We start from the raw sequence: 16403 nt of genomic DNA on the forward strand, positions 1-16403 counted from the left end.
GAACGGTCTCGCCGTGGGTCACGCGCCGAGCGCGGCGTCGACGACCTCCTTGGCCTCGCGCTGCACCTGCGCCAGGTGCTCGGGGCCGTCGAACGACTCGGCGTAGATCTTGTAGACGTCTTCCGTGCCGGACGGACGGGCCGCGAACCAGGCGCGATCGGTCGTCACCTTGAGCCCGCCGATCGGTGCCCCGTTGCCGGGCGCCTCGGTGAGCACGGCCGTGATCGGGTGCCCGGCGAGGTCGGTGGCCGTGACGTCCGCCGCGGTGAGGGCCGCGAGCCGGGCCTTCTGCTCCCGGTCCGCGGGGGCGTCGATCCGTGCGTAGGCGGGCTCGCCGTGGCGCGCGACGAGGTCGGCGTACCGCTCGCTGGGCGTCCGACCCGTCCGGGCCGTGATCTCCGCGGCGAGGAGCGCGAGGACGATGCCGTCCTTGTCGGTGGTCCACACCGTCCCGTCCGTGCGGAGGAACGAGGCGCCGGCGGACTCCTCGCCGCCGAAGCCGAACGAGCCGTCGACGAGCCCGGCCACGAACCACTTGAACCCGACGGGGACCTCGACGAGCTGGCCCCCGACCCCGGCGGCCACCCGGTCGATCATCGAGCTCGACACGAGCGTCTTGCCGATCGCCGCGTCCTTCGGCCACCCCGGCCGGGCCCCGCCGAAGAGGTACTCGATGGCGACGGCGAGGTAGTGGTTGGGGTTCATCAGGCCCGCATCGGGCGTGACGATCCCGTGGCGGTCGGCGTCGGCGTCGTTGCCCGTCGCGATGTCGTAGCGGTCGCGCTGCTCGACGAGCGAGGCCATCGCTGCGGGGGAGGAGCAGTCCATCCGGATCTGCCCGTCCTTGTCGAGCGTCATGAAGCGCCACGTCGGGTCGACCAGCGGGTTGACTACCTCGAGGCCGAGGTCGTACCGCGCCGCGATCTCGGACCAGTACGCGACGCTGGCCCCGCCGAGCGGGTCGGCGCCGATGCGCACCCCCGCGTCGCGGATGGCCTCGAGGTCTACGACGTCCGGCAGGTCGGCGACGTACGCCTCGAGGAAGTCGTACCGCCCTGCCCGGTCGATCGCCTCGTCCGCCCGGACGCGTCGGACGGAGGACAACCCCTCGGCAAGGATCTCGTTCGCGCGGTCGGCGATGGCTCCCGTCGCGTCCGAACCCGCCGGACCGCCGTGGGGCGGGTTGTACTTGAAGCCGCCGTCCCGGGGCGGGTTGTGCGAGGGCGTGACGACGATGCCGTCAGCGAGCCCCTCGCCGTCGGTCCGGCCACCGTTGGCCCGGAGGATCGCGTGGGAGACGGCGGGCGTGGGCGTGTACCCGTCGCGCTCGTCGATCCGGACGTCGACGCCGTTGGCGACCAGCACCTCGAGCGCGCTCGTCCACGCCGGCATCGACAGCGCGTGGGTGTCCCGCCCGAGGAAGAGCGGGCCGTCGATCCTCTGGTTCGCGCGGTACTCGCAGATCGACTGGGTCGTCGCCACGATGTGGTCCTCGGTGAACGCGGTCCGCAGCGAGCTGCCGCGGTGTCCCGAGGTGCCGAAGACGACCCGCTGGTCGGGGTCGCTCGGGTCGGGGTGGCGCGTGTAGTACGCCGTGACGAGCGCGGGCACGTCGACGAGGTCGGACGGCTGGGCAGGGGTTCCGGCTCGGGGATCGCTCATGACCCCATCCTTCCAACCGGGCGCCCGTCCCGCCACGGCTCGACCGGCCCCGGTCGGGCGAGCCACCTGCTCAGACGACGCCGAGGGCGACCATCGCGTCGGCGACCCGGATGTACCCCGCGAGGTTGGCGCCCATGACGTAGTTGCCCGGGTCCCCGTACTCCTCGGCGGTCTCGAGGCACTGCCGGTGGATGTCGACCATGATCTGCCGCAGGCGCTCCTGCGTCTCCTCGAAGCTCCACGAGTCCCGGCTCGCGTTCTGCTGCATCTCGAGGGCGGACGTCGCGACGCCGCCGGCGTTGCTCGCCTTGCCCGGGGCGTACAGCACCCCGGCCTCGCGCAGGATCGTCACGGCCTCGGCGGTGCACGGCATGTTCGCGCCCTCGGCGACGAGCCCGGTCCCGTGGGCGACGAGCGTGCGGGCGTGCTCCGCCTGCAGCTCGTTCTGCGTCGCGCACGGCAGGGCCACGTCGCACGGGACGTCCCACACCGCGCCGTCGGTGACGTGCCGGACGGCGCCGCCCCGGGCGTCGGCGTAGGCGCTCAGCCGCTCGCGCTGCCGCTCCTTGACCTCCTTGAGCAGCGACAGGTCGATCCCGGCCTCGTCGACGACGTAGCCCCCGGAGTCGGAGACGGCGACGACCGTTCCGCCGAGCTCCTGGACCTTCTCGACGGCGTAGATGGCGACGTTGCCCGACCCCGACACGACCACCCGTCGGCCGTCGAAGGACTCCCCGCGCGAGGCGAGCATCTCCTGCGCGAAGAAGACGGTGCCGTAGCCGGTGGCCTCGGTCCGCACCTGCGAGCCGCCCCACGTCAGTCCCTTGCCGGTGAGGACCCCCGACTCGTAGCGGTTGGTGATCCGCTTGAACTGGCCGAAGAGATACCCCAGCTCTCGGCCGCCGACACCGATGTCACCGGCCGGCACGTCGGTGTGCTCGCCGATGTGCCGGTGCAGCTCGGTCATGAACGACTGGCAGAACCGCATGACCTCCTGCTCCGAGCGCCCCTTGGGGTCGAAGTCCGAGCCGCCCTTGCCCCCGCCGATCGGCATGCCGGTGAGCGCGTTCTTGTAGACCTGCTCGAACCCGAGGAACTTGATGATCGACAGGTTGACGGTCGGGTGGAAGCGCAGCCCGCCCTTGAAGGGACCCAGGGTCGAGTTGAACTCGACGCGGTACCCCCGGTTGATCTGCACCTCGCCGGTGTCGGTCACCCACGGCACGCGGAAGATGAGCTGCCGCTCCGGCTCGCACATCCGCTTGAGGATCGACCACTGGGCGTAGTCCGGTCGCTTCCCCGCGATCGGCGCGAGGCTGACCATGAGCTCGTGGACGGCCTGGTGGAACTCGCTCTCGCCGGGGTTGCGTGCGACGACGGCGTCGAACTGCGGCTGGAGCTTCGGGTGGAGCGTCTCGGTCATGGGACTAGCCAACCACCGGTGCGTGCCGACGGAACACCGGGACGTCCGGCCGGGACTCGGCGGCCACGTAGCGGTACCCCGCACCGTCGAAGTCCTGCAGGGCCCGGACGGAGCGCACCCGGTGCTGCACGAGCCAGGCCGCCATCTCCCCGCGCGCCCGCTTGGCATGGAAGGACACGACCTGCCACGCGCCGGACCGGGCGCGATCCTCGAACCGTGGCGTGACGACCCGGGCGCCGAGCGCAACGAGGTCGACCGCGCCGGAGTACTCCGCCGAGGCGAGGTCGACGACGGCCGCAGGACCGGGGGAGTCGGCGAGGTCGGCGGCGACGGCCTGCGTGATCCGGTCGCCCCACCACACGTAGAGGGACCCGCCGCGCGGCGTCGTCAGGCGGGTGCCCATCTCGAGCCGGTAGGGCTGGATGAGGTCCAGCGGCCGGAGCAGCCCGTACAGGCCCGAGAGGATCCGGACCGTCTTCTGCGCCTCGGTGAGGTCGCGGGCGTCGAAGCGCTCACGGGCGGCCATCCCGCGGTAGACGTCGCCGTCGAAGGTCCACAGGGCCGGCCGGGCGTCGGCCGGGGTGAAGGGGGTCGTGAAGGAGGCCCACCGCTGCGCGTTGAGCTCGGCCAGGTCGGGCGAGATGCCCATGAGGTCGCCGATCTCCTCCGGCGCGAGGGTGCGCATGATGGCGGCCAGCTCGGCGGCCTCGTCGAGCATGCGCGGCTGGGTGTGTCGCCGAGAGGGCAGCGGCGAGTCGACGTCGAGGGACTTCGCGGGGGAGAGCAGGACGAGCACGGACCGGACGGTACCCGCCCGGCTACCCTGACCGCCGTGCCGACGCCGGACGATCCCCCACCCCAGCCCCTACGGGTCGCCTCCTTCAACGTCAACGGGATCCGGGCGGCCCAGCGCCGCGGGTTCCAAGAGTGGCTCGCCCGGCGGGACCCCGACGTCGTCACTCTGCAGGAGGTCCGCTGCCCCGTCGACGCCGTGCCCGAGGGCGTCTTCGGTCCCCTGCACGCGACGTACGAGCCGGGGCACCTCGCCGGGCGCAATGGCGTGGCCGTGCTCACCCGGGTGCCACCGACGGCCGTCCGCACGTGGGACGGCGCCGCGTGGCACCTCGCGCCCGGCGGGTGCGCGCCGGAGCCGGTGGAGGCCGCGCCCGGGCCGCTCGCGCGCGGGATCTCCCGCTACGCCACGGAAGGCCGGTACATCGAGGTCGACCTCGCCGACGTCCCGCTCACCGTCGCCTCCCTGTACCTGCCCAAGGGCGGGCTGCCCGCCGAGCTGCAGGTCCCGGGGCGGATGCGCGAGGCGCCCGACGGCGGGGCCCGCTTCGAGCGCAAGATGCACTTCCTCGACGCCTTCGGCCGCCAGCTCGCCCGGTCCCGCAAGGACGCGCTCCGGCGGGGCCGGGAGTTCCTGCTCACCGGGGACCTCAACATCGCCCACCAGCGGTGGGACGTCACCCACTGGCGCCGGGCGCACCGGTCCGAGGGCTTCCTCCCCGCCGAGCGGGAGTGGATCGACGCCCAGATCGGGCCGCGGACCCTCGTCGACGTCGTGCGCCGGCACGTCGGCGACGTCGACGGGCCCTACTCGTGGTGGTCGTGGATGGGGGAGGCCTTCGCGAAGGACGTCGGGTGGCGGATCGACTACCACCTCGCGACCCCGCGCCTGGCCCGCTCGGCCACCGCGGCGGCCGTCGACCGGGAGGCCAGCCGCGAGGCGCGGATCAGTGACCACGCCCCGGTCGTCGTCGACTACGACACGGGGGCCTGGCCGGCCTGACCCGGCTCTCGACGGCCCCGGGTCAGGCCGGGTGCGCCCGGCTCAGTCGATCGGGCGCAGGTAGACCGTGCTCAGGCGCGAGAGGCGGATCTCGGCCGACCACGGCTGCCGGTTCCACGGCACCTCCTGCGCGTCGAGCACCGTCCCGGCCGTGCTCGGGGAGCCCGCGGCGTCGTACCCGGCGGTGTCGAGGACGACCTCCCAGCGGCCCGGTCGCGGCAGCCCGATCCGCAGGCCGGACCGGTCGCCGCCGCCGAAGTTCACCGCGACCGCGAGCACCTCGTCACCCGAGCGGTCCTCGCGCCCGAACCGGACGAAGGTGAAGGTGTTGCCCGTGTTGTCGTCGGCGTCCAGCCACTCGAACCCGGCCGGCGTGCTGTCGAGCGCCCACATCGCGGGAGAGTCCGCGTAGACCCGGTTGAGCTCCTTGACGAGGTTGTGGACCCGGTAGTGCTCGGGGTGGTCCAGCAGCCACCAGTCGAGGGAGCGGCCGTCGGCCCACTCGGCCGTCTGCGCGAACTCGCACCCCATGAAGAGGAGCTGCTTGCCCGGGTGCGCCCACATGTAGGCGTAGTACGCGCGCAGCGTCGCGAGCTGGTCGGCGAACGAGCCGGGGATCTTCCGCGGCATCGAGCCCTTGCCGTGGACGACCTCGTCGTGGCTGATCGGCAGCAGGTAGTTCTCCGCGTAGGCGTACATCAGCGGGAACGTCAGCAGGTTGTGGTGGTACTGCCGGTGGATGGGGTCCTGCGCGATGTACCGCAGGGAGTCGTTCATCCACCCCATGTTCCACTTCATGCCGAAGCCGAGGCCGCCGTCGGACGTCGGGCGGGTGACCCCGGGCCACGCGGTCGACTCCTCGGCGACGATGACGACACCCGGGTGGCGCCGGTACGCCGTCGCGTTGACCTCCTGGAGGAGGGCCACCGCCTCGAGGTTCTCCCGCCCGCCGTGGCGGTTCGGCTCCCACTCGCCGTCCTTGCGCGAGTAGTCGAGGTAGAGCATCGATGCGACACCGTCGATCCGCAGCCCGTCGACGTGGAACTCCTCGAGCCAGTACAGGGCGTTGGCGACGAGGAAGTTGCGCACCTCGTTACGGCCGAAGTCGAAGATGTACGAGCCCCACTCCGGGTGCCAGCCCTTGCGCGGGTCGGGGTGCTCGTAGAGCGCTTGGCCGTCGAGCTGCGCCAGCGCCCACGGGTCCGTGGCGAAGTGCCCGGGGACCCAGTCGAGGATGACCCCGACGCCGGCCTGGTGGAGGCGGTCGACGAGGTAGCGGAAGTCGTCCGGGTCGCCGAAGCGCGCGTTCGGCGCGTAGTAGCTCGTCACGTGGTAGCCCCACGACGGCGGGTACGGGTGGTCCATGACGGGCAGGAGCTCGACGTGGGTGAACCCGAGGTCGCTCACGTAGTTGACGAGGTGCTCGGCGAGGTCGCGGTAGCTCGAGCCCTGGCGCCACGAACCGAGGTGGACCTCGTAGATGCTCGTCGGGCGGTGGTGGGGGTCGGTCGCCGCCCGGGCGGCGAGCCACTCGCCGTCGCCCCAGACGTAGTCGGTGCTCGTGACCCGGCTCGCCGTCGCGGGTGCGACCTCGGCGTGCCGGGCGAGCGGGTCCGCCTTCTCCAGCAGCCGCCCGTCGGGGGTGCGGATCGCGTACTTGTAGCAGGCGCCCGCCCCGACGCCGGGGATGAAGACCTCCCAGACGCCCGACGACCCGAGGGCTCGCATCGGGTGGGCCGTGGCGTCCCAGCCGTTGTGGTCGCCGATGACGTGGACGCTGCGGGCGCGTGGCGCCCAGACGGCGAACGACGTGCCCTCGACCCGTCCGAGCGGTCCCTCGAAGCTGCGCACGCGGGCACCGAGGACGGTCCACAGCTGCTCGTGCCGGCCCTCGTTCACCAGGTGCAGGTCGACCTCGCCGACGGTCGGGGCGAAACGGTAGGGGTCGTCCTGCTCGTGCTCGACGCCGTCACCCCACGTCGTGAGGACGCGGTAGTCCATCGTGCGGTCGATCTCCTCGCGCAGGACCGACCACGCGCCGGCGTGCTCGTGCGTCGCCTCGAGGATCTCCCCGTCCTCGAAGCGGATCCGCACGGCCTGGGCCATCGGGCGGCGGACCCGCACGCGCAGGCCGGCCGGCTCGAGGTGGTTGCCGAGCACGTCGTGCGGCACCGCGCACCAGCCGCCCGCGAGCTCGTCGAGGAGGGTGCGCTGCGCGTCGCTGAGACCGCCGGACGCGGCGACGGGGCCGCTGCCGTCCGGCGCGGGCGTGTCGGTCGGGACGGACGGCTCGGTCGGATGCTGCGTCGTGCGGTCCACGGGGACCTCCTGGGTGAGTCGGTCGAGCGCGGACACCGGGATCGGGACCCACGCCGGACGGTTGCGGGCCTCGTACACGACCTCGTAGAGGGCCTTGTCGAGGACGAGTGCGGCGAGGACGTCGCCGTCGTCGCGCGGGTCGCGCCCGGAGACCGAGGCGTACCCGGCGAGGAAGGCCTCCTCGACGTCGGGGACGGCGGCGCGGGCCCGCGCGGCGAGCGGGTGCCCCTCGTGCTCGAGGGTCGCGGCGACGTAGTCGAAGGAGCGGAGCATCCCGGCCACGTCCCGCAGGGGCGCGTCGGGCAGGACCCGCTCGGGCAGCGGCCGGAGCGGCTCGCCCTCGAAGTCGATGAGGACCCAGCCGCGGCCGGGGACGTCGAGGACCTGGCCGAGGTGGTAGTCGCCGTGCACGCGCTGGAGCGCAGGCCAGCTCGCCCGGCGGGCTGCCGTCAGGCGCTGCTCGAGCGCGTCGGCCCTGTCGGCGAGGGCGGGGACGTGGGTGATCGCCTCGGCGAGGCGCCCCCGGGCGCCGTCGACGAACCGGTCGACGTCCTCGGTCGTGCACGCCCTGGTCGGGGCGAGCCGGGCGAGGGCGGCGTGGACGCGCGCGGTCGCCGCACCGAGGTCACGGGCGCGGGGTCCGAGGGACTCGCCGCGACGGGCGAGCTCGAGGCACACCCGGAAGGCGTCCTGGGCGCCCGCGAGCAGCTCCTGCGCGACGGCGACGTCCCCGACGACGGGGGCGCCGTCCGCCGGCGCGGGCCAGGTCACGCTGACGCTGCCGAGCATCCGTGGGACGTCGGCGACCCCGGCGTCGGAGAGGAGGCCCTGGAGCTCGACGTCCGGGTTGCGGCCCGGGGCGAGGGTGCGGAAGAGCTTGCAGATGATCGGGGTCGCGCCCGGGGTCGTCGGCAGGTGCAGCATCGAGGTGTTGGACTGCTCCCCGACGAGGACCCGGCTCGTCGTCTCCGGCAGCTCCTCGGTCCACCCCGCGTGCCGGTCGCTCGTCACGCCCTCGTCGACCGCGTGGGAGGCGAACGACGAGGCGGCCGCGACGTCGCCGTGGCACAGCCGGAGCAGCTCGCGGGCGAACACCGGGTCGTGGCAGCCGTCGTGGACCCACCGGGCGCCGAGCATCGAGTGCTCCATCGTCCCGACGAGCGCGTGCTCGGCGTCGGGCAGCGCTGCCGACCGGTACGTCAGCGGCACCTGGTAGACGACGCCGTGGCCCGGGACGGGCTCGCCGCGATCGTCCACCGTCTCGTCGACGACGACGAGGATCTCGAGCCCGACCTCGCCGGCCGGGTCGTCCAGCCGCCAGCGGTGCAGCAGCCGCAGGGTCGGGACCTCGCTCAGGCCGACGAACCACCGCTGCCGCCCGATCCACGCGGTGACCATCTCGAGCTTGGAGGGGACGAGCGTCGCCTCCGGGTGCAGCTCAGCCATGGGCGGCCTCCTTCGCGGGGTCGGGAACGGCCTTCAGCCAGAAGAAGTCCCGCGACCCGAACGTGAGCCACACCGTCCCGTCCTCGGCGACCGGCGGGAAGCCCGAGCCGCCGAAGAGGTCCTTCAGGCGCCGCCCGGCGAACTCCGGCGGGAGCTGGATCTTCGCCGCCTGCGGCCGGGAGGCGAGGTTGTTCACGCACAGCACCGTCTCGCGGTCGTCCTCGTCGTCGAGGACCTCCTCGGGCCGGACGCTGCGGAGGTAGGCGAGGATGTGCGGGTTGTCGGCCTCGAGCGCCGTGAAGTCGCCGAGCCCGAAGACGGGGTGGGCCTTGCGGACGCGCAGCATCCCGCGCAGCCACTGCAGCAGCGAGGAGCTGCTCGCCATCTGCGCCTCGACGTTGACGTTGTTGTGGTGGTACACGAGCGAGGTGACGACCGGCAGGTAGAGCTTGCCGGGGTCGGCCGCGGAGAAGCCGGCGTTGCGGTCGGGCGTCCACTGCATCGGGGTGCGGACCGAGTCGCGGTCGTCGAGCCAGATGTTGTCGCCCATCCCGATCTCGTCGCCGTAGTACAGGCACGGCGAACCCGGCAGCGACAGCAGGAGCGCGTGGATCAGCTCGAGCTCGGAGCGGGAGTTGTCGAGCAGCGGCGCCAGGCGACGCCGGATGCCGACGTTGGCGCGCATCCGGGGGTCGGGCGCGTACCAGCCGTACATCGCGGCGCGCTCGTCCGGGCTGACCATCTCGAGCGTCAGCTCGTCGTGGTTGCGCAGGAAGGTGCCCCACTGGGTGCCCGGCGGGATCTCCGGGGTCGCCGCGAGGACGTCGAGGACGGGGGCGGCCGTCTCCTCGCGCAGCGCGTAGTACAGGCGCGGCATGACGGGGAAGTGGAAGCACATCTGGCACTCGGGCGCCTCGGGCGTGCCGAAGTAGTCGACGACCTCGTGCGGCATCTGGTTGGCCTCGGCCAGCAGGATCCGGCCGGGGTACTCCTCGTCGACCATCGCGCGCAGCCTGGACAGGAACTCGTGCGTCCTGGGGTGGTTCTCGCCGTTGTGCCCGTCCTCCTCGTAGAGGTAGGGCACGGCGTCGAGCCGAAAGCCGTCGATGCCCAGGTCCATCCAGAAGCGGACGATGTCGAACATCGCCTCGTGCACGGCCGGGTTCTCGAAGTTGAGGTCGGGCTGGTGGCTGAAGAAGCGGTGCCAGAAGAACTGGCGGCGGATCGGGTCGAAGGTCCAGTTGCTGACCTCGGTGTCGACGAAGATGATCCGCGCGTCCGGGTACTTCTCGTCCGTGTCGGACCACACGTAGTAGTCCCCGTAGGGGCCGTCGGGCTCGGACCGGCTGGCCTGGAACCACGGGTGCTGGTCGCTCGTGTGGTTCATCACGAGGTCGGTGATGATCCGGATGCCGCGCGCGTGCGCCTGGCTGACGAGCTCGGTGAACTCCGGCAGCGTGCCGAACTCCGGCAGGACGGCCGTGTAGTCCGAGATGTCGTACCCGCCGTCGCGCAGCGGCGAGGCGTAGAACGGCGGGAGCCAGATGCAGTCGACGCCGAGCCACTGGAGGTAGTCGAGACGGTTGATGACGCCCGTGAAGTCACCGGCACCCGAGGCGTTCGAGTCGCCGAAGGCCCGGACGAGCACCTCGTAGAAGACCGCCTTGCGGAACCACTGGGGGTCGCGGGTCAGGCCCGGCTGGTTGACGTTCAGACCTTGCACTCAGGTCACCTCCGGACGTGGACGATGTGGACGGGCTCGGTGTCTCGGCCCAGGCGCACGTAGTTCGCCCGACCCCATTCCCACGTCTGCCCGGTGACGAGGTCGTGCGCGGCGAAGGTGTCGTGACCGAGCATCCCCAGGGCACCCATGTCGAGCCGGATGGTCGTCTCCCGCGTCGCATGGGGGTCGAGGTTGACGGCGACGACGATCGTGTCGTCCGTGCCGTCGGGCAGCACCCGCCGCTTGGAGTACACGAGGACGTTCTCGTCGTCCGCCGAGTGGAGCGCGAGGTTGCGCAGCACGTGCAGGGCGGGGTGCTCACGGCGGATGCGGTTGAGCATCGTCAGCCAGCCGGCGAGAGAGCGCCCCTCGTCGATCCCGCCCGGCTCGTAGTTCCACCAGCGGCGGTCCTTGTACTGGTACTTCTCGTTGTCGATCTGCTCCTGAGCACCCGGTCGCGCGACCGACTCCATGAGCTCGTAGCCGGCGTAGATGCCGTACGTCGGGACCGACGTCGCCGCGATCGCGGCGCGCAGCTTCCACGCCGCCTCGCCGCCGAGCTGCATGTACGGCGTGAGGATGTCGTGGGTCGTGGGCCAGAACGACGGGCGCATGTATGCCCCGGCCTCGCCGCAGACCTCGGCGAGGTACTCCTCGAGCTCCCACCGCTCGTTACGCCACGCGTAGTACGTGTAGCTCTGCTGGAAGCCGATCTTGGCCAGGGTGTGCATCATCGCCGGCTTGGTGAACGCCTCGGACAGCCAGATGACGTCGGGGTGGTCGACGGCGACGTCCTGGATGAGCCACTGCCAGAACTCGACGGGCTTGGTGTGCGGGTTGTCGACGCGGAAGATCGTCACGCCGTGGTCGATCCACGTCTGGACGACGGCCCGGACGGCCGCGTAGATGCCCGCGGGATCGTTGTCGAAGTTCAGGGGGTAGATGTCCTGGTACTTCTTCGGCGGGTTCTCCGCGTAGGCGATCGTCCCGTCGGCGCGGGTGGTGAACCACTCGGGGTGCTCGCTGACCCACGGGTGGTCGGGGGAGCACTGGAGCGCGAGGTCCATCGCGACCTCGAGGCCGAGCTCGCCGGCCCGCGCGACGAACGCGTCGAAGTCCTCGAAGGTGCCCAGGTCGGGGTGGATCGCGTCGTGCCCGCCGTCGGGGGAGCCGATGGCGTAGGGACTGCCCGGGTCCTCCGGGCCGGCGTTCAGCGTGTTGTTCGGTCCCTTGCGCGCCGTCGTGCCGATCGGGTGGATCGGGGTGAGGTAGACGACGTCGAAGCCCATCCCGGCGATCGCCGGGAGGCGCTCGGCGGCGGTCCGCAGGGTGCCGCTGCGCCACCGGCCGATCGACTCGTCGTACCAGGCGCCCTCGGACCGAGGGAAGATCTCGTACCACGCGCCGTACAGCGCGCGCCCCCGCTCGACGATCAGGGGCAGGTCGGGGCTCGGGGTGACGAGGTCACGGTGCGGGCGGGCCCTCAGCTCGTCCTGCACGGCGCCGCTCGTCGCCGTGCGCAGGCGGGTCAGCGGGTCGACCGACGTGTCCCGCAGGGTGCGGATCGCGTCGATGAGGACCTGCTCCCCGTCGTGCGGGCGGTCGTGCTCGTCGGCGTCGAGGGCGTGCTCGAGGACACGGGCGCCCTCCTCGAGCATGAGCTCGACGTCGATCCCCGCCTCGACCTTGATCGTCGCGTCGTGCTCCCACGTGCCGTACGGGTCCGACCAGCCCTCGACGCGGTAGTGCCACAGTCCCTGACGGTCGGTGCTGACCATCGCCGACCACGCGCTGAGCCCGGCGTTGTCCAGGTGCATCGGGACGTGGTGCTCGTCGCCCGCGGGGTCGGTGAGGACGACGGTCGCGTTGACCGCGTCGTGCCCCTCGCGGAAGACGGTGGCGGAGACGAGGAACTCCTCCCCGGGCACGGCCTTCGCGGGGCGCGCTCCACCGTCGACCGACGGCTTCACGTCGAGGACGGGGATCCGGCCGAGGGGGATCTGCGGGGGAGCGGAGACGGGGGTGGCGCTCGTCGCGACGTGGTCGGCGTAGTCGCCCGTCGACGTGGCTGCGGCGTCGGGGGAGAGGTCGGTGGTGGCGGGCGGGGTGCGGTGATCGTCCGGCGTCATCACGTTCGCGACGCTACACGCCGGGTGAGACGGTCACGTCCGACGAGCGATCGATGGGACGCCCGCGGCCGGGAGGGTTGTCGGACCTCGGTGACATCGTGAAGGGGTCGGAGCAGGACGACGGAAAGGATGGTCGGCATGGGCGGGACCGAGACGAGGACGCGGCTGTTCGTGGACACGGTCTGCGATGACGACGAGGGGCACGACGAGGTGTGGGCGGTGCCGGTCGACGTCGAGGAGGGTGGCGGGACGTACCGGCTCGTGACCCTTGGCCTCGACGTGCCGCTCGTGCCGGACGACGTCGTCCGCGTGACCGACATCGGTGGCGGGGTCCTGGTGGTCACGGGTGTCGAGGCGCTCGCGGACCGGTGCACGGTCATCTTCCGCTTCGACCCGGAGGGCGACGAGGCGATCCGGGGCGGCGACCACGGCGGACTCCCGGGCGGTGATCTGGAGACCATGACGACGTCGTTCGCGCGAGCGCTGGAGGCGCGGGGCGTCGTCGTCGACGGGATGCCGGGCACCCTCCACACGGCATGGCCGCTCGGCTGGGGACCGCGCGAGGTCGGCGACGCGTCCCGGGCCTGCATGGCCGACCACCCGGGCTGGGAGCCGGTCGCGTGGGGCGACGCCGAGGAACGGGCCGAGGACATCGCTGCCCACCTCGTCGTGCCGAAGACGGGCCGACCTGAGCGTCGCCGCGCTGGAGTTCACGTGCCCGAAACCCGGGCTCGGTAGGGTCGTCCGGGTGAAGGCCATCCGCCGTTTCTCCGTCCGCACCGTCCTTCCCGAGCCCATCGCCGCTCTCGGCGCGCTGGCGAGCAACCTCCGCTGGTCCTGGCACGAGCCGACGCGGCGCCTGTTCTCGGACATCGACCCCGAGCGGTGGCTGAAGGTTCGTCAGGACCCCATCGCCCTGCTGTCGGACCTGACCCCCGACGAGCTCGCCCGCCTCGCCGACGACCACGCCTTCGTCGACCGGGTCCGCGGCGCCAAGGACGACCTCGACCGGTACCTGCGGGAGGACCGGTGGTACCAGGGCTGGGCGCGGGAGCAGCAGGACGGCGCGCCCGCTGCGGTCGCCTACTTCAGCCCCGAGTTCGGCATCACCGAGGTGCTCCCGCAGTACTCCGGCGGGCTGGGCATCCTCGCCGGCGACCACCTCAAGTCCGCCTCCGACCTCGGCGTCCCGATCGTCGGCGTCGGCCTGTTCTACAAGACCGGGTACTTCAAGCAGTCGCTCAACCGGGAGGGCTGGCAGCAGGAGGAGTACCCGGTCCTCGACCCGGACGACCTGCCGCTGGCGCTGCTGCGCGAGGAGGACGGCACCCCGTGCGTCGTCACCCTCGGCCTGCCGCACGGCCGAGAGCTGCGGGCCCACGTCTGGAAGGCGCAGGTCGGCCGCGTCCCGCTCCTCCTGCTCGACTCCGACGTGCCGGGCAACGACGACGGTGCGCGCCAGGTGACCGAGCGCCTCTACGGCGGCGGCGGCGAACAACGGCTCGAGCAGGAGATGCTCCTGGGCATCGGCGGCGTCCGGGCGTTGCGGCTGTGGTCGCGGCTGACCGGGGCCCCGGCGCCGGACGTCTTCCACACGAACGAGGGCCACGCCGGCTTCCTCGGTGTCGAGCGGATCAGCGAGCACGTCGCCGGGTTCGGCCTGAGCTTCGAGGAGGCGCGCGAGGCCGTGCGGTCCTCGACGGTCTTCACGACCCACACGCCCGTCCCGGCGGGCATCGACCGCTTCGCGTCCGACCTCGTCCGCTCCCACTTCGGCGGCCCGCTCGAGCCGGTCGGTGTCCCCCTGGACGAGCTCCTCGCCCTCGGCGCCGAGGACTACGACGGCGGCGACCCGAACGTCTTCAACATGGCCGTCATGGGCCTGCGGATGGCCCAGCGCGCCAACGGCGTCTCCCAGCTCCACGGCCACGTCTCGCGCGACATGTTCAACGGGCTGTGGCCGGGCTTCGACGAGGACGAGGTCCCGATCACGAGCATCACCAACGGCGTCCACAGCACGACGTGGGTCGACCCGTTGGTCTTCGACCTCGCTCGGGAGTTCCTCGGCACCGACGCCGTCGAGGACGACGATGCCTGGCAGCGCATCGGGGACGTGCCGCGCGACCGGGTCTGGGGGACGAAGAACGCCCTGCGCGCCCAGCTCGTCGACGAGGCCCGCCAGCGGGTGCGCCGGTCGTGGCTCAAGCGCGGCGCCTCCGAGGCCGAGCTGGGCTGGACCGAGTCGATCCTTGACCCGGACGTCCTGACGATCGGTTTCGCGCGCCGGGTGCCGACGTACAAGCGACTGACCCTCATGCTGCGCGACCCGGCCCGGCTCAAGCGGATCCTCCTCGACCCGCAGCGCCCCGTGCAGCTCGTCATCGCCGGTAAGTCCCACCCCGCGGACGAGACCGGCAAGCAGCTGATCCAGCAGATGGTCCGGTTCGCCGACGACCCGGAGGTCCGCCACCGGATCGTCTTCCTGCCGAACTACGACATCGCCATGGCGCGCCACCTCTACCCCGGCTGCGACGTGTGGTTGAACAACCCGCTGCGGCCGTTCGAGGCGTGCGGCACGTCGGGCATGAAGGCGGCGCTCAACGGCGGTCTCAACCTCTCGATCCTCGACGGCTGGTGGGACGAGTGGTTCGACGGCGAGAACGGCTGGGCGATCCCGACGGCCGACGGCGTCGAGGACCCGCAGCGTCGCGACGACCTCGAGGCCGCCGCCCTCTACGACCTCATCGAGAAGCAGATCGCCCCGCGGTTCTACGACCGGGGCGAGGACGGGCTGCCGCACAACTGGATCTCGATGATGGTCCACACCCTGGCCACCCTCGGGCCGAAGGTGCTCGCCTCCCGGATGGTGCGCGACTACGTGCAGCAGCTGTACGCCCCCGCGGCCCGCCACGGGTGGTGGGCGGCCCGCGACGGCTTCGCCGGCGCCAAGGACCTCGCGGGGTACCGCGGTCGGGTCCGGGAGGCGTGGGGCGGGGTCCGGGTCGAGCACGTCGAGTCCGCCGGGGTCAGCGACTCCCCGCAGGTCGGGGACGTCCTGCACGTATCGGCGTTCGTCGAGCTCGGCGGCCTGGCTCCGGCCGACGTCGACGCGCAGGTCGTCCACGGCCGGCCCGGCCGGGGGACGGACGAGCTGTCGGACGTCGCCTCGGTGTCGCTGACCCACCACGCGGCCCACGACGACGGCACCCACGAGTACTCCGGGGACATCCGCCTGCAGCGCACGGGGGACTTCGGCTACACCGTCCGTGTCCTGCCGACGCACGACGGGCTGGCCCACCAAGCCAGCCTGGGACTCGTCGCGAACGCCTGACGCCCGACGCGCGACCCGGCCCGGCCACCCGCCCAGGGGTGGCCGGGCCGGGTCGCTTGTCCACCCTGCGCGGATTGTCGCCTGCGGGCAACCGGATGTTGGTGGAGCGTTCACCCCGCTGGCGCCGGCGGCGGTTGCGGCGCGGGGGGGGGGGATTTCGAGAGGTTTGTCCCGAGCCCGACCAGGCTCATCACCTTGGGGAGGAATGCAATGAAGATCGGATCGATGCTTGCCGTTGTCGCTGTGGGAGCGTCGCTGGCCGCAGCGGGTTCGCCGTCCCTCGCGGGGAACCGCACGCTGTGCCCCGGCACGACCAGAGCGTGCGTCTACGTCAACCGGAACTTCCAAGGCCTGATCTCCCGCAAGACCGCTGGCCAGCCGGTGACGAACGTCGTCGCGCCGAACGACATGTCGTCATGGGAGAATCCGACATCACGGAACGGCGCGTGGTACGACGACCGAGACGGGCGGGGTGACTGCTACAACATGCTCGAGGGGCGAGAGGTGGCCTACGTCGGGGACCGCTACAACGACGACATGAAGTCGTGGCGCATGAACGGTGGCTGTTCCTGACC

The 16403-nt window shown here is 72.1% G+C and carries 10 protein-coding genes; 4 read left to right on the forward strand and 6 right to left on the reverse strand.

From position 1 onward, the window contains the following. Positions 1–18 precede the first annotated feature (18 nt). From pgm to yaaA, 3 genes are all read right to left on the reverse strand, one after another. Positions 19–1662 (reverse strand): phosphoglucomutase (alpha-D-glucose-1,6-bisphosphate-dependent), encoded by a 1644-nt coding sequence (gene pgm / locus DAA34_RS06570; protein WP_106818136.1) that lies wholly within the window; start codon positions 1660–1662, stop codon positions 19–21. Between the two features lie 70 nt (positions 1663–1732). After that, the gene (gene gdhA / locus DAA34_RS06575; RefSeq protein WP_106818137.1) at positions 1733–3085 is read right to left on the reverse strand and encodes an NADP-specific glutamate dehydrogenase; all 1353 of its coding nucleotides are present in this window, start codon (positions 3083–3085) and stop codon (positions 1733–1735) included. Positions 3086–3089: 4 nt separating this feature from the next. After that, a complete protein-coding gene (gene yaaA / locus DAA34_RS06580) occupies positions 3090–3881 on the reverse strand; it encodes a peroxide stress protein YaaA (protein WP_106818138.1) in 792 nt (263 codons plus the stop codon). Between the two features lie 36 nt (positions 3882–3917). Between yaaA and DAA34_RS06585 the strand changes: the two genes are divergently transcribed. Next, a complete protein-coding gene (locus DAA34_RS06585; RefSeq protein ID WP_106818139.1) occupies positions 3918–4880 on the forward strand; it encodes an exodeoxyribonuclease III in 963 nt (320 codons plus the stop codon). Positions 4881–4922: 42 nt separating this feature from the next. Here the strand turns inward: DAA34_RS06585 and glgB are convergent, their stop codons facing one another. From glgB to DAA34_RS06600, 3 genes are read right to left on the reverse strand one after another with little or no spacing between them, the layout of a single operon-like run. Next, positions 4923–8645, reverse strand: a complete 3723-nt coding sequence (glgB, locus tag DAA34_RS06590; RefSeq protein ID WP_106818140.1) for a 1,4-alpha-glucan branching protein GlgB — start codon at positions 8643–8645, stop codon at positions 4923–4925. Continuing rightward, positions 8638–10368, reverse strand: a complete 1731-nt coding sequence (gene treS, locus DAA34_RS06595) for a maltose alpha-D-glucosyltransferase (protein ID WP_106818141.1) — start codon at positions 10366–10368, stop codon at positions 8638–8640. The genes glgB and treS overlap by 8 nt, the downstream gene beginning before the upstream one ends. Positions 10369–10373: 5 nt before the next feature. Further along, the gene (locus DAA34_RS06600; RefSeq protein WP_106819908.1) at positions 10374–12497 is read right to left on the reverse strand and encodes an alpha-1,4-glucan--maltose-1-phosphate maltosyltransferase; all 2124 of its coding nucleotides are present in this window, start codon (positions 12495–12497) and stop codon (positions 10374–10376) included. A 138-nt stretch (positions 12498–12635) separates the two neighbouring features. Between DAA34_RS06600 and DAA34_RS06605 the strand changes: the two genes are divergently transcribed. The 3 genes from DAA34_RS06605 to DAA34_RS06615 all read left to right on the forward strand — a co-directional run bounded on the left by DAA34_RS06605 (position 12636) and on the right by DAA34_RS06615 (position 16401). After that, on the forward strand, positions 12636–13235 hold the full coding sequence (locus DAA34_RS06605) for a hypothetical protein (protein WP_106818142.1): 600 nt from the start codon (positions 12636–12638) through the stop codon (positions 13233–13235). Between the two features lie 10 nt (positions 13236–13245). Then, complete coding sequence (gene glgP / locus DAA34_RS06610) at positions 13246–15828, forward strand: alpha-glucan family phosphorylase (RefSeq protein ID WP_106818143.1); 2583 nt, start codon at positions 13246–13248, stop codon at positions 15826–15828. A gap of 210 nt (positions 15829–16038) precedes the next feature. Next, positions 16039–16401, forward strand: coding sequence for a peptidase inhibitor family I36 protein (locus DAA34_RS06615; RefSeq protein ID WP_106818144.1), 363 nt, complete (start codon positions 16039–16041; stop codon positions 16399–16401). Positions 16402–16403: the final 2 nt, after the last annotated feature.

It is taken from the genome of Janibacter massiliensis, assembly GCF_900289115.1.
GTDB classification, from domain to species: domain Bacteria; phylum Actinomycetota; class Actinomycetes; order Actinomycetales; family Dermatophilaceae; genus Janibacter_A; species Janibacter_A massiliensis.

Excerpts from the sequence above, each read along its gene's own strand:
- gdhA (WP_106818137.1), bottom strand. The coding sequence starts at position 3,085 with ATGACCGAGACGCTCCACCCGAAGCTCCAGCCGCAGTTCGACGCCGTC.
- glgB (WP_106818140.1), bottom strand. The coding sequence starts at position 8,645 with ATGGCTGAGCTGCACCCGGAGGCGACGCTCGTCCCCTCCAAGCTCGAG.
- pgm (WP_106818136.1), bottom strand. The coding sequence starts at position 1,662 with ATGAGCGATCCCCGAGCCGGAACCCCTGCCCAGCCGTCCGACCTCGTC.
- DAA34_RS06615 (WP_106818144.1), top strand. The coding sequence starts at position 16,039 with ATGAAGATCGGATCGATGCTTGCCGTTGTCGCTGTGGGAGCGTCGCTG.
- DAA34_RS06605 (WP_106818142.1), top strand. The coding sequence starts at position 12,636 with ATGGGCGGGACCGAGACGAGGACGCGGCTGTTCGTGGACACGGTCTGC.
- DAA34_RS06600 (WP_106819908.1), bottom strand. The coding sequence starts at position 12,497 with ATGACGCCGGACGATCACCGCACCCCGCCCGCCACCACCGACCTCTCC.